Below are 25,183 nucleotides of genomic sequence, written 5' to 3'. Positions count from 1 at the left end.
GAGGCTGTCCCATCAGGTCCCGGCGGCACCCGCGTCGGCCGTGTCCGGGAGCGGCCGTGGGGGCGGGCCCGCCGACCGCGACGCCACCCCGGAATGGTCGGCGGTGGGCGGGATCGGGCGAGCCGAGAAGCCGGTGGTACGACTTCGACAGCCCCTGGCAGAATCGAACGTCGTGATCGAGCCGGGGACGTGTCCGCGCTGCGCGACGACGACGGTGTCGATACGTGCGGCGATGCCCTGGTGCCCGGACTGCGAGTGGAACCTGGACGCCTACGACCCGGGGTGTCGGGCACCCGAGTTCGGCTGGGGATGGGTCGACCGACGCACCCACCGGATCGCCGCCCGGCTGAACCGTCGGCAGTACGCCGACCTCGTCGGCCGCCCGTTGGAATCGGCCGGACCGGGAACGGCGGGAGTGGTGACGGCGACCGCCTCACTGCTGTTGACGGTCGGGGTGCTGGCGCTGGCCGGGCTCGGCTGCTGGCTGCTCTTCGCGTACCCTTTCCCGAATCTCGCTGTGTTCCCCGGGGCGGTGCTGGTCGTGCTGGCGGTGGTGCTGCGGCCCCGGTTCGGGCGGCTCGGCACCGATCTGGAGGTGCTCGACCGCTCGCACGCGCCGGAGTTGCACGCGCTGGTCGCGGAGGTGGCGGCGGCGGTCGGAGCGCCCGTGCCGCAGGTGATCGGGGTGGACGACAGCTTCAACGCGTACTCGACGTCGGTGGGGCTGCGGCGGCAGCGGGTGCTCTGTCTCGGGCTGCCGCTGTGGGGCGCCCTCGACGGGGCGCAGCGCGTTGCGCTGATCGGCCACGAGTTGGCGCACTTCGTCAACGGCGACGTACGCCGGCTGCTGGTCACCCAGCCCGCACTGACGATGCTCGGCGACGCCGCCGACCTGTTCCGGCCGTCTCCCGCCGACCGGGCCGGCGGGTTGCTGGAGATGGTCGGCGAGGCGTTGGGCCGGGCGGTCTCGTGGGTACTGTCCCGGCTGCTCTTCGGCGTCCACCTGCTGCTGGTCTGGACGGCGTTGCGGGACAGTCAGCGGGCCGAGTACCTCGCCGACGAGTTAGCCGCCCGGACGGCGGGCAGCACCGGTGCGCGCGACCTGCTCGACGTCCTACTCAGTGGGGACTCGGTGGCCCTGGTGGTGCGGCAGGCGTCCCGGGCCGGGCAGGGGCCACGACAGTGGCGGTCCGGGGTGGCGCAGGCCAGGACGGCGGCGGCCGGGCGCATGCCACTGGTCCGCCAGTTGTCGGTCCGGGAACAGGCGTCGCTGTTCGCCTCGCACCCGCCGGCCGGGCTGCGCCACCGGATGCTCGCCGCCCGCGCCACCCACGAGCCGGCGGTGACGCTGGACGAGAGCCGGATGGAGCGCCTCGACGCGGAGTTGACCCGGCACTTCGACCGGGTGGCCCGGATCGTCGCCTGGTCCGGCTGAGCCCTCGTCCGCGCTGTCCGGGGTACGGCTACTGGCGCGGGAATGAGGGACTTCCGCCCCTACCGTCCGGAGCAGGTACTTGGTATCAGCTCGCCCCGAGATGAACCATCCTTCGGCATGGTCCTCTTGACGGGACCGCCGGCCGACCCTGGTCGGCCGGACAGGTCGATGCGCCTGCCCCGGATGCGACCGGGCGAGGGTGTGTGCGAGCCTCGTCAGACCTCTTGCGGCGCTGCCCCCGCCCGTCAGCTGGGCGGGACGACGAAGGTGTCGACGGCGCCGCCCTGTCGAACCGGGAGAACACCACCGTGGCTAGCCTGGACGTCGCCCTGAAGAACGCGATGAGTATCGACGGAGCGATCGGGGTGGCGCTCGTCGACTACAGCAGCGGAATGACCCTCGGCGTGGCCGGTGGCACCGGCGAGATCGATCTGACCGTCGCCGCCGCCGGCAACACCGACGTCGTCCGCGCCAAGATGCGCACCCTGGAAATGCTCAAGATCGAGGATGAGATCGAGGACATCCTGATCACACTCGGCAGCCAGTACCACCTGATCCGTCCGCTGACCGGCCGCACCGGCAAGGGCCTGTTCCTCTATCTGATGGTGAGCAAGAGCCGGGCCAACCTGGCCATGGCCCGGCACCAGCTGCGCACCATCGAGGAGAGCCTGGAACTGTGAGCGCAGACAAGACCGAGACGATCCTGCCCCGCCGCTCCGCGCGCGCCACCAAGCTGCCGGCCGCCCGGCCGCTCCCGCCGTCGCTCGCCGGGGACCGCTCGTTGCCGTATCCGGCGATCGGTCGCGAGCTGGCGGAACTGCGGCACCAGATCCCGGGGGTGCACGGCTGCGTGCTGGGCGGCGTCGACGGTCTGCTCATCACGCACAATCTGCAGAACGAGGTGGACCCGAACGACCTGGCCGCGCTCGCCGCGACCACCTTCGGCCTCGGCCGGCAGGTCGGGATGCGGCTCGGCCAGGGAGACTTCCAACAGTCCACGGTACGCAACCAGGGCGGTTACCTGAGCGTCTACGCGGTCAGCGAGCAGGCCCTGCTCGCCGTGGTCGGCACGGACGCCGTCAACGTCGCCCGGCTACACCTGCACGCTCCGGGAGTGGCCGGCCGCCTCGCGGCGCTGCTGACCCGCGTACCGATGAAGGCCTGATCCGGACGGCGGGGGCGACGGCGGAGCACGCCGTGCCCCCGGCCGCCCGGGCCGGGGGTAGCCGGCCGCACCTGCCCACCCAGGTCGGAGACCTTCTTGAACGGGCGAATCCCGGCCGCTGTCCACACTCCACCGCACCACCCGACCAGATATCCCGGATCTGGCTTTCCCGAAATAGTCATCACTGCCGGGAAATAGTTATCACAGATGGGCCGGGGCGCTCGACGCAGCAACGATAATTGACCGCGAAAGTAACTGTGTCGACACAAGTTTCTGATCAAGTCGACGCATGCCACTCTCCGTACTCGCACCAGCGACGCGGGTCACGCGTCGGCCATTCCTGTTGCTGTCCGGGCTGATCGCACTGGCCATTCCCCTGGTAGCCACCCCCGCCGAGGCGGAACGTTCCGCCGCCGCCGTCAGCATGCCGACCTGCGCCTGGTCGTCGAAGTACGGGGCGACAAGCCTGAACGCCTACTGGCCGGACACCGCCGCCACCTACTGGTCAACCGTCTATCCGGTGACGCCCGGCCTGGAAATCACCATCTCCGGGGTCTTTCCCGACGCCAGATACGCGTCTTTCAACGTGTACGACGACAAGCCCACCTACTTCACGCGTAATGGTGTCAGCTCCAGCATGCCGGATTACCTGATCACACCGGACACGGGCAGCCTGAATCCGTGGCAGACCGCCGCGTCGCCGGGCGGCCGGTTCACCCTCACCATCAGCCCCGAGGTGGCCGTCGGCCAGACCAACCGAATGCCCCTGGCCCGCGAGGAGGCCCTGCCCGGCGCGAAGGCATCGGTGATCTTCCGGGTCTACCTGCCGGCCGGTGGCGATGCGACGGTGGTCCTGCCCATCATCACCCTCACCCTCGACGGGGTGCCGCAGACCCTGCCGCCCTGCACCTCGGGAGGCATCGCCCCCACCACGGCAGCGGTGGCGGACACGGGAAGGTCCGGCGCGGGTGGGCCCGGCGGGCCTGGGCATCCCGGGGGCGGGCCGGGCGTACCCGGACATCACCCTGGGGGCCCTGGACATCCAGGCGGACCTGGGCCCGGCGGACCAGGTGGGCCAGGTGGGCCAGGTGGGCCGGGTGGGCCAGGTGGGCCGGGGTTGCCGGAGGAGACCGGGCAGAAGCTCTTCACCCGAACGTCCGAGGTGGAGAACCTCGCGCCGAACCCGGACAACGCGTATCTCGGCGCCTGGGTAACTCCGCCGGCGGCGGACCAGGTCGTGGTGATCCGGGGCCGGGCGCCCCGCACGGTCTCCGGCAACCATCCGGGCGTCTGGCCGCGCCGGCACACCGACCTGCGCTACTTCTCGATGTGCACCAATCTCGGCGGCCAGGTCAAGCCCGTCGTGATCAACCGGTTCACCGACGCGCCGGCGAGCCTCGGCTGCCGCTACGACGACGACACCCGCCTCGACCGGCACGGCTACTACACGTACGTGCTCGGCCGGGAGCAGCAGCGGACGGCGATCGAGGCGGTGGACGACGCCACCTTCCTGCCGTTCTCCGTCTCCTACCCGGCGGCCCCGCACATGGTCCTGCTGCGCAACCTGATGCCGGTCGCCGGTTTCCCGCACGCCACCCAGAACGTGCCGGTGGACAGCTCGGCGGAGACCGCCGCCACCGTGATGGGGCCGCACTATCCGCTGTTGAGGATGTGCTCGCTGGCCGACCTCACGGCCGACAGGCCGCACGGGTGCGCCACCTGACCTGAACCTCCGGGCATCGACGTCGGCACCGTCCGCCGGCGACGTCGATGCCCGGCCCAGCCGAGCGCGATGCCCGCCCACGGCGACTTCTCGGACGCCTCTGTCGTTCCACCGCCCGCCGAGACGTTGAGAGAAGACCTGATCGGATTCCGACCCGGCTGCAACCTGGTGCGCCGGTCGGGGGTGTATCGACAAAGCAGCGTCGCCGTCCGGACCGGAGGAACGATGTCACTGAAGAACCTGCGAGTCCTCATGCCCGTCGTCCTGCTGGCGGCTCTGGCCGCCTGCGACACCACCGCACCCGACCCGGTGGCCGGTTCCGGCACCGCGTCGCCCGTACCCGGCACAACGGCCACCACCGGCGCTGCCCCGTCACCCGACAGCCCATCCCCGACGCGTAGGGCGGTGGCCGCCACGCCGGCGGCCACCAGGGCGGCCTGCCCGGTCAGCGCCGCCACCCTCCAGCAGGCATCGGGGCTGGACAGAAAGACGCACCGGATCGACCCCGACCAGATCAGGTGTGCCCGGCAGTGGGCGACCGCCGGGGTGATCGCCGTCGACCCGGCGCAACAGGGCGACGGCGTGCTGCTCTTCACGCACTCGGCGAGCGGGTGGAAGAAGATCGGCGAGGGCAGTGCGCTGGAATGCCGCCCGTACGGCATCCCGAAGGAGCTCGGCGACCAGGTCGGCTGCCGCGACCACACCTGACCCTGCCGCAGCTACACACCGGTCCGGCGGGTGCCGCCGAGGCTCGCGAGCGCTTCCATCAAGGGCAGCGGGTTGATGTAGTCGCGGTACGACACGACCTGCCCGTTCTTCACCCGGAACACGGCGATGACCTGCTGGTGGAACGGCTCGGCGGTGGCAGTGAGGACGCCGTGTGCCTCGTACTCCACGATGATGACCTCCGGGTCGGTGGTCTCGTGCACGACGACATCGCGGTACTCGTCGAACCGCACCAGCGCCCCGGCCACCCCGGCCAGGTGCCTGCGGATCTCCGCGCGGCCCCGCACCCGCGCGGGGACGCCGGGCGGCCGGTACGGCCACTCGATGTACCCGTCGGGTGCCATCACCTCTACGAACGCTTCGATATCCAGGTCGCGACCCGCCTGTAGCAGCCGCTCGACGATCTCGCGTGACGTGACGGCCATCGCCTCGATCCCTTCGTTCGACGCTCGTTCAATGAACGACCGTAGAACGAGGCTTCGCCGCTGTCACCCTTCTCGCGGGCCATCGTCCACGGCGTGATCATCGAGGGTTACCTGCTTCGACTCGGCGGGCTGGCCGACGCGGCCGGGCCTCAGTTCACCCGGCCGATCTTCGTGCGTCTCATCAAGATCCGCGCCGAGCTTCACACCTGCTACGGCTGGACATGGCTGGACGACCATCGACGCCCGAACATAGAACCAGCTCAGAGCCTTGATCACGGCTCTGAGCTGGTGGGCGACGGACGAGTCGACCTGTACGCCGGATTCTGTGCGCGGCGCGTACCCCTCGCGGGGCCCGCACCGGCGGCGGCCATCCATCTCGGCCTACCGTCGCCGGCAGGCTCCTGCGGCCTACCCGCAGACATCGGGCGGGCAGCCCTCGAGCGTCTGCGCCGGGTCGTCAGCTTGCGGTGACGGCCCTTGCTTGGCCTTGCTCCGGGTGGGGTTTACCTAGCCACCCCGGTCACCCGGGGTGCTGGTGGGCTCTTACCCCACCGTTTCACCCTTACCGTCCCCGAGTGGGGGTCGGCGGTCTGTTTTCTGTGGCACTGTCCCGCGGGTCACCCCGGGTTGCCGTTAACAACCACCCTGCCCTGTGGAGTCCGGACGTTCCTCGGCGACGGGCCGCAGCCCGCCGACGCGACCGCCCGGTCGACTCGTCCGTCGCGCTCCCATCCTAACGACGCGACGTGCCCCACCGATGCCGCCCCGGTCCGCGCCGCGACGAAGCCGAGAATGGTACGCGGTTGACGCGGTGGGAGCGCGCTGATCAGGGCGTACTAGCCTCTGGGCACCATGGACCTCTCCGATGCCGCGCTGCTGCTCGTCGCCGGTCTCGCCGCGGGCACGGTGAACGCGGCGGCCGGCGGTGGTTCGCTGATCACCTTTCCGGCGATGATCGCGGTGGGTCTGCCGCCTGTCGCGGCCAACGTCAGCAACTCGGTGTCGGTCTTTCCCGGCTACGTGGCGAGTGTGGCGGGCAGCCGGATGGACCTGCCGCCCCGGCGGACGCTGTGGCCGTTGCTGCCGACGGCGGTGCTCGGCACGGGTGTCGGCTGCCTGCTCCTGCTGGCCACCCCGGCGCGGGCGTTCGAGCTGGTGGTGCCGTTCCTGGTGCTCGGGGCCACGGCGGTGCTGGCCTTCCAGGGGCCGCTGCGCCGGCTGGTCGGTCACCCGGCCGACCTGGGCACGCGCCGCCGTACCCTCACGGTGCAGGCGATGGTCGCGGTCGGCACGGTGTACGGCGGCTACTTCGGCGCGGCGCTGGGGGTGATGCTGGTCGCCGGCCTGGCCCTGGTGTTGGACGCGACGCTGGCCCGGGTGTCGGCGGTGAAGAACCTGCTCTCCGCCGTGGTGGGGTTGACCACGCTTGTGGTGTTCGCCCTGTTCGGGCCGGTGAACTGGGCGGCGGTGGCGGTGGTCGCGCCGGCCACCATGTTCGGCGGGTACGTGGGCGCCCGGGTGACCCGTCGGCTGCCGCCGGTGGTGCTCCGGTCGCTGATCGTCTGCTTCGGTACGACGATCGGCCTCTACCTGCTCTGGCGCGCGCTGGGCTGAGCAGCCGCGCCACCGCAACGCGAGAGCGCACGCCGACCGGAACGCTCGACCGTCAGTACGCCTCGCCGACCGGTTCCTCGGGGGCGTGTTCGGCCTGCCGGGCGGCCCGGTTCCAGCGCGACCAGAGCACCCGTTCGCCATAGCCGGCGGCCATCAGGTGCGCGAAGGCCAGGTAGACCAGCAGACCGACGGCGAGCACCCCGAAGCCGACCCAGAACGGCAGCGCCAGGCTGTGTTCGGCGAGCTTGCCGGAGAGGATCGGGGCGGGTGCGGCAGCGCCCCAACGGACCAGGTTGAACGCCCCGGTGGCGACCCGGCGGTCACCGGAGCCGAGGCCGAGGGCCAGGTCGGTGAGGTTGGCGTTGGCCAGGCCCATGCACAGGCCGGCGACGACCAGCACCACAAGCGCCTCGGCGGTGCCGGCCGAGGTCGCGAAGAGGACCATGCAGGCCAGCAAGCCGAGCAGGGCCACCCCGACGGTCTGCACCGCGCCGATCCGGTGGGCCAGCCGGTGGCCGACCAGCAGGATGCCGGCGGCCAGGCCGAGGCCCCAGCCGGTGAAGGCCAGCCCCAGGGGGATGACGTCGAGACCGAGGAAGAGCGGCGTGTAGCCGAGCACCACGAAAAAGACGAAGTTGTACGCGGCGGTGACCACGCAGAGGGTGACGAACGCCGGCCGGCGGTAGGTGGCGAAGATCTGCCCCAGCCGTACGGGGGCCTGCCGGTTGGTCGGCTCGCGAAGCCTGCGGGCGGCCACGATCAGGGCGAACACCATGAACACGCCGCAGACGAAGAACGGCAGTCGCCAGCTGACCTCACCGAGCAGGCCGCCGATCAGCGGACCGACGGCGAACCCGAGGCCGAGCGCGGTCTCGAAGAGGCCGACCACCCATTCCCGGTCGTTGGCCAGGTTGACAAGCACCACCATGGCGGTGGCGAAGAACATCGCGTTGCCCAGCCCCCAGACGCCACGCAGCACCGACAGTTGCACGATGTCGTTGCTGAACGAGGCGGCGATGGCGGCCAGGCCGACCACCGAGACGCCGGTGACGAGCACCGGCTTGAAGCCGAACCGTCCGCTGGCCAGGGTCGCCGGGATCATCCCGACCGCCATCACCGCGATGTACGCGGTGAAGAGCAGTTCGACCTGCCAGGCGGTGACCCCGATCGCGGTGCCGATGGCGGGCAGGATGGGGTCCACCACGGCGATGCCGGCGATGGCGAGGAAGGCCACCAGCGTGGTGGCGTAGATGGCACTGCGGTGTGGTTCGTTACGCCGATCCACTCCAGCCCCCTTGTCCTTGTCCAGCCGAGGCCGAAGATAGCTGTATCGTACAGTTAGTTTTGTTGTAGCATACAGCCATGACCGACGAACCCGCGACGGGAACGGACCCGGGCGACGGCACGCTCGGCCGGATCGAGACCGAAGTCGCCCTGCTGATGCGGCTGGGCGAGGCGACCCGCCGGGCCACCGGCAGCGCCGAGCACCGGGTCCTCGACCGGGCGGCGTACGTGATCCTGCGGCACCTGGACGCCACCGGCCCGCAGAACGTCTCGGCGCTTGCCGCCCGGCTCAACCTGGACGGCTCCACGGTGACCCGCCAGGTGTCGGCGCTGCAACGCGACGGCCTGATCACCCGCGCCCCCGACCCGGCCGACGGGCGCGGCACGGTGATCTCCCCCACCCCCGCCGGGCTGCACCGGATGGCCGCCGTCCAGGCCGCCCGGACCCGGCTCTACGGCGACATCCTCGCCGACTGGACCCCCGCCGACCGGGACACCCTGGCCACCCTGCTGGGCCGACTCAACGAGGCCCTCGACTCCCGTACCCGCCGCCGCTGACCCCGCCCCACCGCCCTGCCGGCCCCACCGCCCTGCCGGCCCCACCGGCCCCGCCGCCCGCCGCCCTGCCGGCCCCACCGCCCTGCCCGCCCCACCGCCCTGCCGGCCCCGCTGCCCCGCTGCCCTGCCGGCCCCTCTGCCCCGCTGCCCTGCACCGCCTGCCGCCCGCCACCCGACCCCGCCGCCCGCTGCGCTGCACCGCCTGCCGCCCGCCGCCCGACCTCGCGACTGCTGGCCGCGGGGCAGGCAGGGCAGCCACGTCCCGTCCCGTTATGGCAGCCCTCAGCGCGAACCAGGGCAACCCCCAGGGCGACTGGTGCCACACCGAAGGTGGCGAGGACCACGCTCACCCGGATGCCGGCGTCTCACCCCCGAACGCTGCCGGCTTCCGGCTGCCGGAAGTTAGGCAAGGCGACCAAACTGGCGAGCCAGCAGGTGGACCGGATGGAGGCGGTGCTGAAGGCGTGCTGAAGGCGTGCTGAAGGCGTGCTGAAGGCGTGCTGAAGCCCGGACCTACTCGATAGAGACGGGAGGGTGGGTAATCACATTCGGATGCTGTAGAGCTGAAGACGTTAGCGATTCAGCCGGCCTGGAAGATCGTGAATCGCTAACGTCATCAGCTCTACAGGGCGCGAAGTAGTACAGGTACACCACCGACCGAGGCCCAGGACCGAGGGCCCAGGGGCCGGTGCACACCATCTGCGACGCCCCCACCGGCTGGATCCGACGTGGTCCGTGGCGCGCCCGTCAAAGCCGGCCCCACCGGCGACCAGGGCGACCAGGGCGACCAGGGCGACCAGGGCGACCAGGGCGACCAGCCCATCGGCCAGCACCATTGTCCACAACGCCTCCACGGGCTGGCTCCGACGTGGTCCGTAGCGTGCCCGCCCAGTCCGCCCGGTCCGCCCAGTCCACCCGGTCGACCTGGTCCACCCGGTCCGGTCCACCCCGCCCGGTCCACCCGCTCCGCGTCGAGCCGGCCTCGCCGGCACACCCCACCGGCCACCCCATCGGCCACCCGCCTACCGATTCCGCATCGAGGAAGGGATGGCGGAAGGACGGGTAGCGGAGGGCGGCAGGCGGGGACAGAGCGGCAGGCGGGGACGGAGCGGCAGGGGCGGGGACGGAGCGGCAGGGGCGGGGACGGAGCGGCAGGGGCGGGGACGGAGCGGGGACGGGGCGGGTCAGGCGACCGGTTCGCGGGCCGAGTCGGCGTCCCGGTCGGGGCCGGGGGTGACGCGCGGGTCGCCCTCGTCGGCGAAGTAGTCGTCGGGGGTGGTGCCGTCCACGCCCTCGGCCACCTTCGCCGCCCGCAGCGCCAGCGTGACCAGCACCGCCACCACCAGGTTCACCAGCACCGCGACGATGCCGACGTAGATCGTCTTCTTGGTGTCGACGCCGAAGTCGGACAGTGGGAACGCCGACCCGCCGAAGTGCGCGCGCTTCGAGACGGGATTGGGGATCTGGTAGAGCATCCACATGCCCAGCCCCATACCGGCCGCCCAGCCGGCGATCAGCGCGCCCCGGTGGAACCAGCGGGTGTAGAGGCCCAGTGCCACCGCCGGTAGCGTCTGGAGGATGATCACGCCACCGATCAGCTGTAGGTCGATGGAGAACTGCGGGTCGAGGAAGACGATGCAGGCCACCGCGCCGACCTTCACGACCAGCGAGGTGATCTTCGAGACGTTCGCCTCCTGGGCCGGGCTGGCGTCCCGCTTCAGGTACTCCCGGTAGATGTTGCGGGTGAACAGGTTCGCCGCCGCGATCGACATGATGGCCGCCGGCACCAGTGCGCCGATGCCGATCGCCGCGTACGCCACCCCGGCGAACCAGTCCGGGAACTGCTTGTCGAACAGCACAGGCACCACCGTGTTGCTGTCGACGGTGCCCTCCTTCGCCCCGGGCAACGGCTTCACCCCGGCCGCGATGGCCATGAAGCCGAGCAACGCGATCAACCCGAGCAGCAGGCTGTACGCCGGCAACGCCGACATGTTCCGTTTGATCACGTCCCGGCTCCGGCTGGCAAGCACGCCGGTGATGCTGTGTGGATAGAGGAACAGCGCCAATGCCGAACCGAACGCCAGGGTGACGTACTGGAGCTGGTTGTCGGCGTTGAGCAGGATGCCGTCGTTCGGGTTCGGCGAGGCGGCGAACTTCGCGTCCGCGGCGTCGAAGATCGAACCCCAACCCCCCAGCTTGTACGGCAGATAGATGACCGCCACCAGGATGACGACGTAGATCAGGCTGTCCTTGACGAAGGCGATCAGCGCCGGGGCGCGCAACCCGGACTGGTAGGTGTAGGCGGCCAGGATCGCGAAGGCGATGATGATCGGCAGGTGCCGGGCCACCGCGTTGTCACCGGTGACCCCCATCGTCTTGAGTACCGCCTCGATGCCGACCAACTGCAACGCGATGTACGGCATGGTCGCGACGATGCCGGTGATCGCGATCAGCAGGGCCAGCACCGGCGAGTCGAACCGGCGGCGGACGAAGTCGGCCGGGGTGACGAAACCGTGCCGGTGCGACACCGACCAGAGTCGGCAGAGCACCAGGAACACCAGCGGGTAGATGACGATCGTGTACGGCACGGCGAAGAACCCGGCCGCGCCCGCCCCGAACATCAACGCCGGCACCGCAACGAACGTGTACGCCGTGTAGAGGTCACCGCCGACCAGGAACCAGGTGATCCAGCCGCCGAAGCTGCGCCCGCCCAGACCCCACTCGTCGAGGTGTGCCATGTCCTTCGGCGCCCGCCACCGGGCCGCCACGAAGCCCATCGCGCTCACCAGCAGGAAGAGCGCCGAAAACACGATGATCTCGACCAGATGATCCCGCCACATTAGTGGTCACCCCGCTTCTTGGTCATCTGGTAGACCAGCGTGGTGGTGGCCACCCCGAGCAGGATCCAGACCAGTTGCAGCCAGTAGAAGCGCGGGAAGCCGAACAGCCGGGGCGAGTCCGCGTTGAACAGCACCGGGATCAGCGGCACCACGATCGGGACGAAGAGCAACCAGTTCCAGGGGCTGTGGTCCTTCGCCCTGGACGACGCGGTACGCGGCGTCTCCGGTTCGCCAGCGGTCATCTGATCCACCTCCGGTAGTCGTGCCGGCCGGTAACGGCCGGACGCTACGACCCGGTGGAGCCAGTCATCGTCGATCGGCGCTTGACGATGCGCCCAACGGCCGCCCGGCTGCGCCGAACGGCGCGACGCACAGCCCGACGCATCGACCCACGACGAACCGGCCCGGGACGTCCCGGGCCGATCGACGTCCTACCCGGGATCAGTCGGTCGGGAGGTGGGCGGTGTCGTTGACCGAGCGGACCGCGACCCCGCCGTCGGGCCACATGTCGAGCACCGAGATGCCGGCCGCGTCCAGGTAGAGCCGGTGCAGGAAGGCGTCCCCGGCCGCGAGGGCGTCGCGCAACGCCAGCTTGATCGGCGAGACGTGCGAGACGACCACCACGGTCTCCCCCGGGTACGCCTCCCGTAGCGCCGCCATCGCCCGGTCGACCCGCTGCGCGACCTCGGCGAACGACTCACCGCCCGGCGGGGCGATCCGGGTGGAGGCGAGCCAGGCGTCCAACTCGCCGGGCCACCGGTCGCGTACCTCGGCGAAGGTGTGGCCGTCCCAGTCGCCGAAGTCGCACTCGATCCAGTCGTCCTGCGGGCGTACCGGCAGCTCGCCGAGCGCCCCGGCGATCGCCTCGGCGGTGGCCGTACACCGGGACAGCGGGGAGCTGAGCACGGCCGCGACGGACGGGGCCAGCGCGGCCACCCGGGCGGCGGTGGCCCGCGCCTGGGCCTGGCCGGACTCGGACAGCGGGACGTCGGCGCGGCCGGCGTAGCGATGCTGCACGGTCCACTCGGTCGCACCGTGCCGGACCAGGATCAGCCGGGTGGCGGTGAAGGTCGGCCTCGGCTCCCAGGACGCCTTGACGGTCGCCGGGTCGGTGCCGGCGGTCCGGGTGTCGGCGCGGGCGGCCACCTCGCGGGCCTGCGCCCGGGCCGGTGAGTCGGCCGCCGCCACCGGCCGGGACGGCGCGACGTCGACCGGCGCGGCCACCGGCCGGGACGGCTTGCCGGCGGCGGCGTCCATCGCCGCGTTGGCCAGGGCGTCGGCGTGCTTGTTGCGTTCCCGGGGAATCCAACTGAACCGGACGGTGTCGAACCGGTCGACAAGCGCGGCGGCCCGCGCGGCGAGCGGACGCAGCCCCGGGTGTTTGATCTGCCACCGGCCGCACATCTGCTCGACCACCAGCTTCGAGTCCATCCGGGCGTCGACCTCGACCGCGCCCAGTTCGGCGGCGGCCTCCAACCCGGCGATCAGCCCCCGGTACTCGGCGACGTTGTTGGTGGCCGTCCCGATCGACTCGGCGCGCTCCAGCAGCACCTCGCCGGAGGCCGGGTCCCGGACCACGGCACCGTAACCGGCCGGCCCGGGGTTGCCCCGGGAGCCGCCGTCGGCCTCGATGACGACCGCACGCACCGCCACCGGGCTACAGCCCCGACTCGTTGGTACGCACCATGATCCGTCGGCAGTCCTCGCAGCGGACCACCTCGTCCGGGTCCGACCTGCGGATCCGGGCCAGGTCCGCGCCGGAGAGATCCAACCGGCAACCGCCGCAGCGGCCCGCGGTGAGCAGCGCCGCGCCGAGCCCGGTGTCCTCGCGGATCTTGTCGTACAGGGTCACCAGCTCGGCGGGGAGGTCCGCGGCGAGCGGCTTGCGCGCGCCCTTCTTGAACTCCTCCTCCTTGGCGATGGCGGCCAGGCTGTCGTCGCGGCGCTGCTCGGCGGCGGACCGCCGGTCCCGGGTCTCGGCGATCCGGGCCTCGATCCCGTCGAGGGTCGCCTGGGCCGTCTCCCGCTGCTCCATCAGCTCCAGCTCGGCGTCCTCCAGGTCGCCCTGGCGGCGGTTGAGGGAGACCAGCTCGTGCTGGAGCGCCTCCAGCTCGCGGGCCGGCCCGCTGCCGCTGGCCAGCCGGGCCTCGTCCTTGCTCTTGCGGGCCCGTACCTGGTCGATGTCCTTCTCCAGCCGGGCGATGTCCCGGTCCAGGTCGTCCACGGCGACCTGGGCGCGGACCCGGTCGTCCTCCAGCGCGGACAACTCGCGGGCCAACCCCTCCAGCTCGGCCCGTTCGGGCAGCGACCGGCGACGGTGGGCGAGCTGGGCGAGGGTGGTGTCGATCGCCTGAAGATCGAGCAGGCGGCGCTGGACCTGGGGTTCAGCCTTCACGGTCGGGGCTCCTTGTCGTCCATCGCGGGTGCGGCGGCGTGCACGGTCCACGGGTCGGTGTCCAGGTCGGACACCACGGTCTCGACGCCGAAGCCGGCCCGCAGGTGGGCGGCCACGTCGTCCAGCCAGGGTCGTTCGGTCGCCCAGTGTGCGGCCTCCAGCAGGGCGGGCCCACCGGCGGCGAGGTGCTCGCCGGCGGCGTGGTGCCGCAGGTCGGAGGTGAGGAAGGCGTCCGCCCCGGCAGCGGTCGCCGCGGCCAGGAAACCCTCGCCCGAGCCGCCGCTGACCGCGAGGGTACGCACGATACGCCCGGGATCGCCGCCGGCGCGAACCCCCCACACGGTGGCGGGCAGGACGGCGGCGGCGTACCGGGTCAACTCGGCAAGCGTCAGCGGGGCGGGCAGCTCACCGACCCGGCCGATGCCCCGACCGCCACCGGCCGCCGGGGAGCCCGGGGCGGAGGGTTCGAGGGGCCGCAGGCCGGTCAACCCGAACCGGGCGGCCAACGCGTCGGAGACGCCCGGCGCGGCGATGTCGGCGTTGGTGTGCGCCACGTACAGGGCCACCCCGGCGCGGATCAGGTCGTGCACGATCCGCCCCTTCCAGGTGGTCGGGGCGACCGACGAGACGCCGCGCAGCAGCAACGGGTGGTGCGCGACGATCAGGTCGGCACCTGCGGCGAGGGCTTCGGCGACCGTCTCGGGGACGACGTCCACCGTGCCGTAGACCCGGCGGACCGGGTCGGTGGGCTCGCCGAGCACCAGACCGACCCGGTCCCACTCCTCGGCCCAGGCGGGCGGAAAACACCGATCCAGCTCGGAGACGACATCGGCGACGGACGGCGGGGACGCGGTTGTGCTCACGGCCGGTCAGCTTACCGGCGCGCAGCGGCGGCCACGCCCACGCCCGTCGGTCGGGTCAGGCGGCCGAGGCGGCCCGGGACCGGTCCGGCAGGGCCGCCACCGCCGCCTCCCACGGAAAGGCGTGCAGGTGCCGTTCCCCCGTACCGGGCGGGTGCAGCGGGTAGACGTGGTCGCCGAAGAGCACCGTGGCACCCCACTCGCGCAGTCGTTGCAGACCGGTCTGGAAGGCCGGATGCCCGGCCATCGCCGCATTGGTGAACGGCACCACCACCACCGGCACCCCCTTGCCCTGGCCCTCGACCAGCAGGCCCAGGGCCAGGGTGTCGGTGATCCCGGCCGCCCACTTGTTGACCGTGTTGACGGTGGCCGGGCAGACCACCATCGCGTCGGCCGGGGGGAGCACGTCCGGGTCGCCCGGGTTCTTGTAGTGGGTACGGACCGGGTGCCCGGTCTGCCGGGCCAACGCGGCCCGGTCCACGAACTTCGCCCCGTCGGGGGTGGTGACGACGCAGACCTCCCAGCCGTCGTCCTGGGCCAGGTCGACCAGGCGGTCGAGGTGACGGGCCAGCGGCGAACCGCAGGCGATGACGTAGAGCACCGCTCGGTGCTCGCTGCTCTGGTGCGGGCCGCCGCTCATCCGGCCACCGTCGTGCTCATACTCCGACTCCCATCTGCTCAGCCAACTCCGCCAGCGGCCCGGGCAACGCACCCCGTGTGCGACGCAGGACGTCGGAGAGCACTTCGTGGGCGATGGGCCGGCAGCGGATCTCCGACGAGGCGAGCCGGTCGCCGCGCAGCAGCATCTCCCCCGCCATGGCGATGTCACCGAGCTGGGTGTAGCCCCGGGCGATGTCGAGCAGGTGGTGGGCCCGGCGTTCGGGCAGCAGCCCGTTGAAGCTCGGCTCCGGGATGCGCTGGTGGATCTCCACCGCCCGCCCGCCGTCGCCCATCTCCACCGCGGCGGCGGCCCGGTGCAGTTCGAGGTTCGTCGGGCCGAACGAGGTCCAGTAGTGGTTCTGGTCGCCGCCCAGCATGACGGCCGCCTCGTGGGCACCGTGGAACAGTTCCTCGACGGCGTCCGAGTCGCCGAACCGGGCGGCTGCCATCGCACCCTGCAACAGCAGCGTGCCATAGACGGAGAGCCGGGCCGGCTCGCTGTCGTTCATGCCGCCGGGGGCGAGCCGGTTGGCGATGCTGACGTTCAGTTCCAGGGCGGGGCGGGCCCGGCCCATCGCCACCAGCGCGTTGCAGACCCGGGAGGTGGCGACACCTGCCAGCAGCGGGTCGTCGGCGCGTTGGGCCACCGCCATCGACCGGTCGGCTGCCAACCAGGCCAACTCGCACTCGCCCAGTTTGCGCAGCACCGAGGAGGCGATCTGGTAGACCTGCCCTAGCAGGTGGGCGGCTTCCTTCGCCTGGTCACCGTGGTAGCCGGCGTCGGCGGCCTGGGCCTCGCGCAGCAGCTTCGGCAGCGCCCGGGTGAGCATCCCGTAGCGGCCGTACTGGTAGGTGAGCCAGGCGTGCGTGACGGCCTTGCGCATGTCGAACAGCGGCGGCGGGTGCGACACGGCGTCGAAGTACGCGGTCATCGAGCTGTACTGCTCCAGGGCCGCCCGGATCTCCTGCACCTCGATCTGGTCGATGCAGCTGAGTGCGTCGGTACGCCGTTCCGGGTCCTTGCCGAGCAGCAGCTGCACGTCGATCCGGAGGATGACGGCGATCTCGTACAGGACGGAGAACTTGTCAAGTCGGCGTACCCCGCGTTCGACCTTGTCGACCCAGCTCTTGGACTTGCCGAGCCGGTCGGCGAAGACCTGTTGGGACATCTTGCGCCGCCCGCGCCAGTAGGCCACCCGTCGCCCTATCGGCAGCTCGTCCATCTTCTCTCATTCCTCCCCATCGTCGGTTCGTCCGGCCCGGTCTCCGGACGTCCCGCGCGGGGCGCTTCCGATCCGTCCGTTCCAGGTATTCGCAGGTCGCACAGCAGGTGCGCCTTTCATGCAGCTCGTTCTCTTACCTTTCCCGTGCAAGTTGCACGAGCCGTTCGTCAGGACAACGATCCCGGGTCGGGACAGTGACGGCGCTCGACGTGAGGGGTGGCCGTGACCGGTCGGAGTGAGCGGAGAGCACGGAACATGTGGGAAGTCGTCGGGCCGAGGGTCGCCCAGCTGTCACCGATCGAACGGGTCCGGCTGCGCCGGATCGCGGTGCGGTACGCGGTACACGGCTGGGAGGTGACGCCCGGCGCCTGTCTCGCGCGCAGCCGCTTCGTGTGCGGCCGGGCCGGTTGCCCCACCGTCGGCTGCCATCCCGCCCTGGAGAACTGGGAGCGCGGGGCGAGCACCGACCCGGCCCGGGTGGCCACCTGGTGGCGCAGCCGCCCGCACGGGGTGCTGCTGCCCACCGGCCGCGCCTTCGACGTGCTGGAGATCTCGGCGCACCTCGGCCGGCGGCTGCTCGACGCGGTTCCCGGCCACCCGGCCGGCCCGGGCGCCCGGGGTCCGGTGGTGGTGACCCCGACCGGACGATGGATGTTCCTGGTCCGCCCCGGCGACCCGCTCCGCCCCGAACTGGAGCACTGCTTCCACGTGGTACGGCACGGGACCGGCTCGTGGATTCCGGCACCGCCCACCCGGCTGCCCGAGGGCACGGTGCGCTGGGCGGTCGCCCCGGAGCAGGCCCGCTGGCAACTGCCCGACTCGTACCTGTTGCAGAACACCCTGATCGAGGTGTTACGGGCCGACGGGGTGACGCTGACCCCGGAGCTGCTGCCCGGCCAGCTCCCGCTCCCGCGGCGCGGCCACTGAGCAGGGCAGGCCCGCCAGCGTCCGGGCCGACGCCGGACTCGTTGCACACCACGACGGCCCGACCGCGCCACCGGAGCGGGGGTAGGACATGGCCAGGGACGACGAGATGCCGTACACCGACGACACCGAGCCACCGCACCGGTGGCGACCACGCCACTGGTCGGACACCCGGCCCGCCGGTTCCCGACCGGGGCGGCCCCGGCCGACCGGCTCCCGTCCGGCCGGTACCCGGCGCACCACCCGGTGACCAGCACGCCGACGGGCACCACCCACGGACCGGCACCACCCACTGAACCCACCTCGCCACTGGCCCTGAACCGCCTGGTCGGGGTCAGTCGGCAAGCGGCAGGGTGGTGGAGCGCAGCAGCCGACGGTCGTCGGTGACCACCGCGTGCAGGTGGCCGGGGAGCCGGTCGAGCCAGCCGACGCCGGCCACGCCCATCGCCACCGCCGCCGTGGCGTACGCGTCCGCGACGCCCAGGTCCGGGCCGACCACGGTGACCGAGCGCAGGCCCCGGGCCGGCTCACCCCGCCGGGGATCCAGGACGTGGTGCCCCCGCTCGTAGACGCCCGAGGTGGCCACCGCCAGGTCGGTGCCGGTGAGCACCAGGCAGGTGGCGGACGCGTCCCAGGGATGCCGGACGCCGATCCGCCACGGCTGCCCGGACGACGAGTGCCCGCGTACCCGGACGTCACCGCCGGCGTTGAGGCAGTGCTGGCCCGCCCCGGCCGCCACCAGCCGGTCCGAGGCGACCTGGGCCGCCCAACCCTTGACGTAACCGGAGGGGTCCCACCTCCCGGTGGCGTACGCGTCGAAGTAGCCGTCGGTGTCGCCCCACAGGTCGGCGCAGCGGGCCAGCACCGCGCGCAGGTCCGCCGACGCCCCGGCCAGCGGCAGCTCCCCCCGGTCGAACCGGCGTACCTCGCTGTCCTCGCGGTAGGTGGTGAACCGGGCGTCGACCTCGCGCAGCCAGCGGAACGTGTCGTCGGCAAGCGTCCCGAGGGTGGCGGCGGGCAGGTCGTCGGCGAGGTCCAGGCTGATCGCCGTACCCATGACGTGCTCGACCCGGCGCAGACCGGGCCGGGTCGACGGCACGGTCATCAGCGCGCCTGGTCGAGCGCGGCCTGCAACGACTGTCGGTAGCCGTTGCTGGTGGCGGTCGCCTGGGAGATCGTGTCCAGGCTGGCGCCCTGCTGGCGCACCACGTCCCCGGAGGTGCCGCTGTAGGCGTCGTCCACCCGTTTGCTGCGCAGGTCGGACTGGCCGCCCTGGGGCAGTTCCAGGGCCACCGCGTTGACGATCTTCGTGCCGGAGACGGTGAGCTGCACCTGCACGTTGCCGAACTCCGTGACGACCACCGGGCCGGTGACCTTGCGGGTGGTCGACTTCGGCGCGGCGGCGGTGCTCCTCGGGGCGGCCGGGGTGCGCCGGGTGCCGCTGCCACCTGCGGTGGTCCGGGCGGCACCGGGGGTGCGGCTCGCCGTGGCCCCGGGGCGACCGGTCGGCCGGGTCGTCGCGGCGGCCCGGTCCGGAGCCACGCCAGGGCTGGCCGGACCGGTCCGTCCGGGCGTCCCGACGGGTACGCCGGCCGGCAGGTCCTGGGCGACCTGGCTGCCGCCCGGTGCGCCCTTGAGCACCACCAGGGCGGTGGTGCCGGCGGCCAGCCCGGTGATCGCGAGAAGCGCGCGACGCATGTCAGGTGCCTTTCTACAGCTCGAACGGGGCGAGGTGGATCTGCCGACGGGGCACGCCGGCCTGGCGGAGCACCCGCACCGAGGAGTCGACCAGCCCCTGCGGCCCACACAGGTACACGTCCCGGCGGATCAGGTCGGGCACCAGCCGGCGCAGCCCGTCCGGGCTCATCACCTGCCGGGGGCCGGCGTCGGCGCGGGAGCCGACGACATACCAGACGGAGGTCTGCCGGGCCTGGGCAAGCCAGTCCAGTTCGTGCTGCAGCAGCACGTCGGCCGGGGTGCGGGCCCGGTAGATCAGGGCCGCGCCGGGCGGCAACTCCTCGAGCATCGCCCGCAGCGGGCCGATGCCGCTGCCGCCGGCGATCAGCAGGGCCCGTTCCCGGGTCCGGTGCGCGGCGGTGAAGGTGCCGGACGGACCCTCCGCCCAGACCCGGGTGCCCGGGTCGAGATCGCGCAGGTCGGCGGTGTGCCTGCCGACCACCTTGACGGTGAGCCGCAGCCAGCGGCCGTTCGCCGCGGCGGAGAGCGAGAACGGGTGTGACTGCCACCAGCAGCCCCGGGCCAGGAACCGCCAGCGCAGGTACTGCCCGCCGAGCAGGTCGAGTTGGTGGAGCCGGTGGCCGGTCAGGTAGATCGAGACGGTGTCCGGGCTCTCCGCCACCACGTCGGCCACCCGCAGCCGGTGCCGCAGGTTGAGCAGCAGCGGCGCGACCAGCCGGCCCCAGAGCAGGGCGGCGGCCACCAGCAGGTAACCGGCGATCCAGCAGGTGCGTACCGGGCCGGGCGGGAAGAGCTGCGCGCCGTTGCTGAACTGGTGGCCGAAGCCGAGCAGCAGCGCCAGATAGCTGGTCAGGTGCAGGTGGTGCCAGAGTTCGTAGGGCATGGCCCGGCGGATCGCCCGGATGCCGGTGCCGCCGACGAGCAGCAGGATGCCGGCCGCGACGAAGGCGGACACCATGTCGTCGAAGTCGCGCAGCAGCACCCCCACCTGGGCGGTGACCGGGTTGTCCTGGGTCCGCGCGTAGCCGACCACCAGCAACGACAGGTGGGCCGACACCGCCACCAGCAGGGTCGCCCCGAGGTCGCGGTGCACCCGGGACAGCCGCTCACCGCCGACCCCGCGTTCCAGCACACCGAGGCGGCTCATCATCAGCACCTGCACCAGCAGCAGGTAGCCGGCGACCAGGCCGGTGACCCGACCGGCGGCGGTGAGCAGGTCGGCGGTGCCGGCCAACGAGCCGGCCGGGGTGTCGAGCCACCACGGCAGGACCGCGGCCACCAGGCCCAGCCAGAACAGCCCGGACAGCACCCGCCGACCGGCGGACCCGCGTCGGGGCCGGGCCGGCGGCGAGGGTACGGACGCAGCCGACCGGCCGCCGTACCGGGACTGTTCCCCGGTATGACGGCCGGCTGCGGGCAGGCCCGGACGGGTCACGCGTAGAGCTTCATCGGAGTGAACTTCTTCCTCGGGAAGATCTTGTCCACCTGCGCCGTGGTCAGCCCGAACCGGCCCTGCGCCACCGCACCGTAGACGTCGAACATGTTGTTGTACTCAGGTACGTCGCCCGAGTCCAGATCGCTCAGTCCGTCCCAGGTGCCCAGCAGCGAACCGGCGAGCTTACGACCGGACAGGATGGTGACCACCCCGCCGTGGCCGTGGTCGGTGCCGCCGCCGTTGGAGGCGACCCGGCGGCCGAACTCGCTGGACACCATGATCGTGACGTCGGCGGCCCGGTCACCCAGGTCGGTGAAGAAGGCCGCCATCGCGTTCGCCAGCTCGCCGAGCCGCCGGTGCAGCTGACCGCCGGAGCGGGTGCCCTGGTTCTCGTGCGTGTCGTAGCCGCCCATGCCGACCGTGGCGACCCGGACGTTCGCCCCACCCTTGATCAACTGGGCGAGCTGCTGGAAGGCGTACCCGACGCCCTCGTACTCGACGCCCTCCGCCGGCTGGTACGGCTTCGCGGCGAGCTTCTGGGCGGTCGACAGCGCGCCCATCCCCTCGATCACCGCCTCCTCGACCGGGTGGTTGATCCCGGTGAACAGGCCCCGGATCGCCTTCTCGGTGGCCGCCCGGTAGCGGTCGTCGCCGTTGAGCCGCAACGAGCCGACGCTGTTGAGCGACAGCGCGCCGTTGGTGCCGACCAGCGAGCGGGGCAGCGTGCTGCCGATGCCCACGCTGCGGAACGCGGTGCCCTTGCCGAGGGAGTCGACCAGGCTGTCCAGCCAGCCCCGGCCGCCTGTCTCGTTGGGCAGGCCGCCCAGGTTGCAGGCGTCGGCGGCCTGGAAGTGGCTGCGGGACAGCCGCTCGTCGGAGACCGCCGGGACGAAGCCGAGCTGACCGGCCCTGAGCCACTTCTCCAGCGGGGCGAAGGCGCTGGTCAGCTTGAAGCCCCGGCCCAGGGCCAGCGAGTCGTCGCCGAGCAGCAGGTCCGGGCGGGCCTTGGCCAGCACCGGGTCGTCGGCCGGGGCGACCAGGCTCAGCCCGTCCAGCCCGCCGTAGAGGAAGACGTGGATCAGGGTGCCGGTCTTCGTCGCCGCGAACGAGGCGGAGGTGGTGACGAACTGGGCGGTGGCCAGCGTGGTGGCGGTGGCGGCGGCCCCGGCGACGAAGGTCCGCCGGGTCACCCCGCGCCCGTCCTGCTGGGCCTCCTCCAGGTCCTCCAGCCGGCGGTAGCGGTCGGCCTCGGCGGCGTTCTCGGCGGCGACCACGTCGGCCTCGGCGCGCAGCAGCGCCTCGGCCGGGTCGTCGGCCAGCCGGCGCAGGTCGGGGCATTCGGGGTGCAGGGGGAACGGGGGCACGGTCTTCTCCATCGGGTGCGTCACCGGCTTCTCCATCGACTGCCTCACCGCAGGTGGTGCTGGGGGGACGCGAGGATCGCCCGCGCGACGGCGGTGACGGCACCGTCGAAGGTGGCGTCGACCTTGGCGGTGGCGGGCACCCCGGCCACCCCGAGGATCAGGTTCCTCTCGCGCGCGGACAGCTTCTGGTGCACCAGCCGCTGGGCCAGCGCGTCCACGTACGCCCCGGCGGTCGTCGGCGGCTTGGCCACCAACTTCTCCGGTCTGGTGTACGTGAACTGGGTGCGGTTGCCGGCGATCAGGTCGGCGGCCTCGTTCCACCCGTTGACCATCGTGCCGGCCGACGTCCAGGCGACGTAGACGTCCGGGTAACCGTCCGGGGTGGGCTGGCCCATCGGGTACTGGCCCAGCTCGCGCAGCTTGTCGTGGACCTGGCGCAGCCCCTGGGCGAACGCGGTGCGCTTGCTGTCACCCTGCCGGAAACCCGGTCCGGCCTGCGGCTGGACCCCCAGCGTCCGGTACGTGGCGACCAGGTACTCCATCGGCCGGCGCACCTTCTGGCCCACCGCCGCCCAGAACTCCGAGGAGCTGAACAGCGACATGAGCAGCGGCTTCACCGAGCCCTTGTTGACCGTGTAGATCTTGGCGAGCCGATCCACCAGGGACTTCGGCGGGGTGTCCGAGACGAACCGGGTGGCCAGGCTGCGGGCCACGTACCGGGCGGTCGACGGGTGCAGTGCGATGTAGGTGATATAGGCGTCGATGACCTGGTCGGCCTTCTTCGGGTCGGCCGATTCGTTGGGGTGGCTGAAGCCCAGGATCTTCACCTTGCCCCGGTAGTGCCGCTCGTCGCGGAAGACGTACTTCCCGTCGTCGACGCCCCGACCGGTCTGGAGCAGGGCGGCCTGGCGGACGTCCTTCTCGGTGTAGCCGCCGTCGACCCCGACCGAGTACAGCTCCAGGTTCTCCCGGGCCAGGTTCTCGTTGACCGCGTCGGCCCGGGAGTCGTTCTGGTTGAGGTAGAGCAGCAGCGCCGGGTGCTTGTTCGCAGCCACCAGCATGTCCGGGTAGCTGCCCATGGCGTGCTTGCGGACCACGTCCCGGTCGAACGAGTTGCGGTACGCCTCACCGCCGTCGAAGTCCGCCGCGACGTGCAGGAAGTCGTTCCAGAAGTCGACCATCACCTCGTAGAGCTGCCGCTCCGACCAGATCTGCCGGGCCAGCGTGCCGTCGACCATCTCCTTCTCCGGCTGCGCCCCCCGCTCGTTGAGCTGTTCCCGCTGGTCACGCAGCTGCTGGCTGGTCAGCTTGAGGGTGGGCAGCTCGGCGAGCTTCAGCTCGGCGGCGCTCGGCGCGATCTTCTCCGGGTCGAGCTGCTGACGCACCCAGGCGTCGATGCCCATCCGCCTGATGTCGGCGAGCACCTTAGGGGTGGCCCCGAAGGTGGCCCGGCTGGCCAGATGCCGGACCGGGTCCTTGGCCAGCACGGTCTTCACCGTCACCGGGGTCTCCGCCGCGGCGGCGGCCGGGCCGGAGAAGGTGCGCCCCCCGCTGGGCGAGTTCTTCTTCAGCGCCGCACCGGCCCGGGAGCCCATGTAGCTCTCGTTCTGCTCGGTGTAGGTGCGTACCGTGCTCGGCTGCTGGCCGCTGGGGCGCGCCGGCGTGCCGTCGGTGACGGTGGCCCCGGTGGCGTCCCCGGCGGCGGTGTCGGCACCGAACAGGCCCCGCACCTGGGGGCTCATCGCCAGCGCCGCGCCACCGGCCACCACGGCGGCGGTGCCGCCCAGCGCGACCAGGGCGCGTCGTCGGCCGACCCGGCCCCGGTCGCCGTCCCCGTCGTCGTCCAGGGTGGGCAGTCCGCTGCCGGCCGGCTGGTGGAACGCCTGCCGACCCAGGCCCTCGGGGCCGACCCACTGCGGGCCCCGGGACACACCGGCGGGCGGGTACCCGTGCTCGCCGTGCGATGCGGCGGGATGACCGGGGGCGTCGTAGGACACCGTGGGATATCCGTCGGCGGCGGGATGTCGTCGTCCGTCCCAGCCGCGGTCGTCGCGCGGTCGGTGCGGTGGCACATTCTGGTCGGCCATGTACCGGTCCCGTTTTCTTTCGGTGCGCCGTACCACTGCGACCGGAGGCGGGTGGCGGGTGCGGCGGCTGTTGCCGGAGGAGTTGCCACGGGAACGTAGCCAACGGGTGAGAGGCCTTCAAGGCTGCTCACGACGGCCCGGAAGGGCACTTAAGACGCAGCTCAGCGGCACCCTCGGCCGGGCGGTTCCGCCCCGGCCGGGCGGCGGCGTCCCCAGCAGGAACGACGTGTCCGGCTGCGACCCTGCCGTACCGTTCCCGCGGTACGCGTCGCCGAGCGCGACGTTCACCGGCACAGCGAAACTTAAGGCACCGGTAAGCCGCCGTTGAGGTCGCCCCGGGCACCCCCGTGGCCCGGTTTCGGGCCGCCCGTCCCGTCGCCGACCGGCCCGTTCCCGCGTGCGCGCAGCCGGGACCGAAAGTAGCAACAGCAGGAGGGCGTGACCCGCCGCCGAAGCGGGTAAGCCGCCGAACCGCCGAAGCCGTGAGGGGAAGGCACCGCCATGCTCAGCAAAGAGGATCAGCGCAGATTCGAACAGATCACCCGGCAGCTCCGGGAGAGCGACCCGAAGTTCTTCGCGAGACTCGACCATCGGGTCCGGGCCCGACGCGGACGCTGGCTGATGTTGCTGACCGTCATCCTGTGGGCGTCGCTGCCCGCGATGACCGTCCTGGCCGGACGATCGGCCGGCGCGATGTGCGTCGTGCTCCTGGCGGCCAACACCGGCCTGATGTGGCACTTCCGGCACCGCTGGCGCTGGCGCTGACA

Annotated in this window: 23 protein-coding genes and 1 other RNA gene; 9 read left to right on the top strand and 15 right to left on the bottom strand. The window is 72.1% G+C overall.

The annotated features are described in order from the left end of the window. Positions 1 to 214: 214 nt before the first annotated feature. The 5 genes from OHQ87_RS01285 (at position 215) to OHQ87_RS01265 (ending at position 5,031) form a co-directional block, all read left to right on the top strand. Positions 215 to 1,435: a M48 family metalloprotease gene (locus OHQ87_RS01285; protein WP_328344139.1), complete on the top strand. Its 1,221-nt coding sequence runs from the start codon at positions 215 to 217 to the stop codon at positions 1,433 to 1,435. A gap of 308 nt (positions 1,436 to 1,743) precedes the next feature. Then, positions 1,744 to 2,115 (top strand): hypothetical protein, encoded by a 372-nt coding sequence (locus tag OHQ87_RS01280; RefSeq protein ID WP_067306011.1) that lies wholly within the window; start codon positions 1,744 to 1,746, stop codon positions 2,113 to 2,115. Next, positions 2,112 to 2,600: a roadblock/LC7 domain-containing protein gene (locus tag OHQ87_RS01275; RefSeq protein WP_328344136.1), complete on the top strand. Its 489-nt coding sequence runs from the start codon at positions 2,112 to 2,114 to the stop codon at positions 2,598 to 2,600. The genes OHQ87_RS01280 and OHQ87_RS01275 overlap by 4 nt, the downstream gene beginning before the upstream one ends. A 289-nt stretch (positions 2,601 to 2,889) precedes the next feature. Next, positions 2,890 to 4,323, top strand: a complete 1,434-nt coding sequence (locus tag OHQ87_RS01270; RefSeq protein ID WP_328344134.1) for a hypothetical protein — start codon at positions 2,890 to 2,892, stop codon at positions 4,321 to 4,323. A 225-nt stretch (positions 4,324 to 4,548) separates the two neighbouring features. After that, the gene (locus OHQ87_RS01265) at positions 4,549 to 5,031 is read left to right on the top strand and encodes a hypothetical protein (RefSeq protein WP_328344132.1); all 483 of its coding nucleotides are present in this window, start codon (positions 4,549 to 4,551) and stop codon (positions 5,029 to 5,031) included. An 11-nt stretch (positions 5,032 to 5,042) separates the two neighbouring features. Here OHQ87_RS01265 and OHQ87_RS01260 read toward each other — a convergent pair whose 3' ends face one another. Both OHQ87_RS01260 and rnpB read right to left on the bottom strand, forming a co-directional pair. Then, positions 5,043 to 5,474 carry a nuclear transport factor 2 family protein gene (locus OHQ87_RS01260; RefSeq protein WP_328344131.1) on the bottom strand — a complete coding sequence of 144 codons (432 nt, stop codon included), beginning with the start codon at positions 5,472 to 5,474 and terminating at the stop codon, positions 5,043 to 5,045. Positions 5,475 to 5,770: 296 nt separating this feature from the next. Next, an RNA gene (gene rnpB / locus OHQ87_RS01255) (RNase P RNA component class A) lies at positions 5,771 to 6,190 on the bottom strand. A gap of 136 nt (positions 6,191 to 6,326) precedes the next feature. On the opposite strand from rnpB, the gene OHQ87_RS01250 reads away from it, so the two are divergent. Further along, positions 6,327 to 7,088 carry a sulfite exporter TauE/SafE family protein gene (locus tag OHQ87_RS01250; RefSeq protein WP_328344129.1) on the top strand — a complete coding sequence of 254 codons (762 nt, stop codon included), beginning with the start codon at positions 6,327 to 6,329 and terminating at the stop codon, positions 7,086 to 7,088. A gap of 52 nt (positions 7,089 to 7,140) precedes the next feature. Here OHQ87_RS01250 and OHQ87_RS01245 read toward each other — a convergent pair whose 3' ends face one another. Beyond that, positions 7,141 to 8,373: an MFS transporter gene (locus tag OHQ87_RS01245; protein WP_328344127.1), complete on the bottom strand. Its 1,233-nt coding sequence runs from the start codon at positions 8,371 to 8,373 to the stop codon at positions 7,141 to 7,143. Between the two features lie 77 nt (positions 8,374 to 8,450). Here OHQ87_RS01245 and OHQ87_RS01240 point away from each other — a divergent pair, with 77 nt between their 5' ends. Next, complete coding sequence (locus OHQ87_RS01240; protein WP_328344125.1) at positions 8,451 to 8,930, top strand: MarR family winged helix-turn-helix transcriptional regulator; 480 nt, start codon at positions 8,451 to 8,453, stop codon at positions 8,928 to 8,930. 1,184 nt (positions 8,931 to 10,114) lie between these two features. On the opposite strand, the gene mctP is transcribed toward OHQ87_RS01240, so the two are convergent. The 7 genes from mctP to OHQ87_RS01205 form a co-directional block, all read right to left on the bottom strand. Continuing rightward, positions 10,115 to 11,770 (bottom strand): monocarboxylate uptake permease MctP, encoded by a 1,656-nt coding sequence (gene mctP, locus OHQ87_RS01235; RefSeq protein WP_328344124.1) that lies wholly within the window; start codon positions 11,768 to 11,770, stop codon positions 10,115 to 10,117. Continuing rightward, positions 11,770 to 12,012, bottom strand: coding sequence for a DUF3311 domain-containing protein (locus OHQ87_RS01230; RefSeq protein WP_328344123.1), 243 nt, complete (start codon positions 12,010 to 12,012; stop codon positions 11,770 to 11,772). Before OHQ87_RS01230 ends, mctP begins: the two co-directional genes overlap by 1 nt. A 199-nt stretch (positions 12,013 to 12,211) precedes the next feature. After that, the gene (locus tag OHQ87_RS01225) at positions 12,212 to 13,423 is read right to left on the bottom strand and encodes a bifunctional RNase H/acid phosphatase (RefSeq protein WP_328344121.1); all 1,212 of its coding nucleotides are present in this window, start codon (positions 13,421 to 13,423) and stop codon (positions 12,212 to 12,214) included. Positions 13,424 to 13,427: 4 nt separating this feature from the next. After that, positions 13,428 to 14,165 carry a zinc ribbon domain-containing protein gene (locus OHQ87_RS01220; RefSeq protein WP_328344119.1) on the bottom strand — a complete coding sequence of 246 codons (738 nt, stop codon included), beginning with the start codon at positions 14,163 to 14,165 and terminating at the stop codon, positions 13,428 to 13,430. Further along, on the bottom strand, positions 14,162 to 15,028 hold the full coding sequence (locus OHQ87_RS01215) for a Nif3-like dinuclear metal center hexameric protein (protein ID WP_328344118.1): 867 nt from the start codon (positions 15,026 to 15,028) through the stop codon (positions 14,162 to 14,164). The genes OHQ87_RS01220 and OHQ87_RS01215 overlap by 4 nt, the downstream gene beginning before the upstream one ends. Positions 15,029 to 15,083: 55 nt before the next feature. After that, complete coding sequence (locus tag OHQ87_RS01210; protein WP_328344117.1) at positions 15,084 to 15,665, bottom strand: flavoprotein; 582 nt, start codon at positions 15,663 to 15,665, stop codon at positions 15,084 to 15,086. 16 nt (positions 15,666 to 15,681) lie between these two features. Next, positions 15,682 to 16,908: a helix-turn-helix domain-containing protein gene (locus OHQ87_RS01205; RefSeq protein WP_328344116.1), complete on the bottom strand. Its 1,227-nt coding sequence runs from the start codon at positions 16,906 to 16,908 to the stop codon at positions 15,682 to 15,684. 255 nt (positions 16,909 to 17,163) lie between these two features. On the opposite strand from OHQ87_RS01205, the gene OHQ87_RS01200 reads away from it, so the two are divergent. Next, positions 17,164 to 17,835, top strand: a complete 672-nt coding sequence (locus OHQ87_RS01200) for a bifunctional DNA primase/polymerase (RefSeq protein ID WP_328344114.1) — start codon at positions 17,164 to 17,166, stop codon at positions 17,833 to 17,835. A gap of 331 nt (positions 17,836 to 18,166) precedes the next feature. Here the strand turns inward: OHQ87_RS01200 and OHQ87_RS01195 are convergent, their stop codons facing one another. Genes OHQ87_RS01195 through OHQ87_RS01175 form a run of 5 tightly spaced genes read right to left on the bottom strand, consistent with a single transcriptional unit; the run spans position 18,167 to position 24,416 of the window. Then, a complete protein-coding gene (locus tag OHQ87_RS01195) occupies positions 18,167 to 18,889 on the bottom strand; it encodes an FAD:protein FMN transferase (protein WP_328348703.1) in 723 nt (240 codons plus the stop codon). 47 nt (positions 18,890 to 18,936) lie between these two features. Beyond that, positions 18,937 to 19,530, bottom strand: coding sequence for an FMN-binding protein (locus OHQ87_RS01190; RefSeq protein ID WP_328344112.1), 594 nt, complete (start codon positions 19,528 to 19,530; stop codon positions 18,937 to 18,939). Between the two features lie 13 nt (positions 19,531 to 19,543). Then, on the bottom strand, positions 19,544 to 20,965 hold the full coding sequence (locus OHQ87_RS01185) for a ferredoxin reductase family protein (RefSeq protein WP_328344110.1): 1,422 nt from the start codon (positions 20,963 to 20,965) through the stop codon (positions 19,544 to 19,546). Continuing rightward, positions 20,962 to 22,353: a DUF1501 domain-containing protein gene (locus OHQ87_RS01180; RefSeq protein ID WP_328344108.1), complete on the bottom strand. Its 1,392-nt coding sequence runs from the start codon at positions 22,351 to 22,353 to the stop codon at positions 20,962 to 20,964. The genes OHQ87_RS01185 and OHQ87_RS01180 overlap by 4 nt, the downstream gene beginning before the upstream one ends. Before the next feature lie 20 nt (positions 22,354 to 22,373). Further along, positions 22,374 to 24,416 carry a DUF1800 domain-containing protein gene (locus tag OHQ87_RS01175; RefSeq protein ID WP_328344106.1) on the bottom strand — a complete coding sequence of 681 codons (2,043 nt, stop codon included), beginning with the start codon at positions 24,414 to 24,416 and terminating at the stop codon, positions 22,374 to 22,376. Positions 24,417 to 24,917: 501 nt separating this feature from the next. On the opposite strand from OHQ87_RS01175, the gene OHQ87_RS01170 reads away from it, so the two are divergent. Then, the gene (locus OHQ87_RS01170) at positions 24,918 to 25,181 is read left to right on the top strand and encodes a DUF3040 domain-containing protein (RefSeq protein WP_328344105.1); all 264 of its coding nucleotides are present in this window, start codon (positions 24,918 to 24,920) and stop codon (positions 25,179 to 25,181) included. Positions 25,182 to 25,183 lie beyond the last annotated feature (2 nt).

Origin of the sequence: Micromonospora sp. NBC_00421, from assembly GCF_036017915.1 — a bacterium.
Lineage (GTDB): Bacteria > Actinomycetota > Actinomycetes > Mycobacteriales > Micromonosporaceae > Micromonospora.
This window is presented reverse-complemented; position numbering and strand designations above follow the sequence as displayed.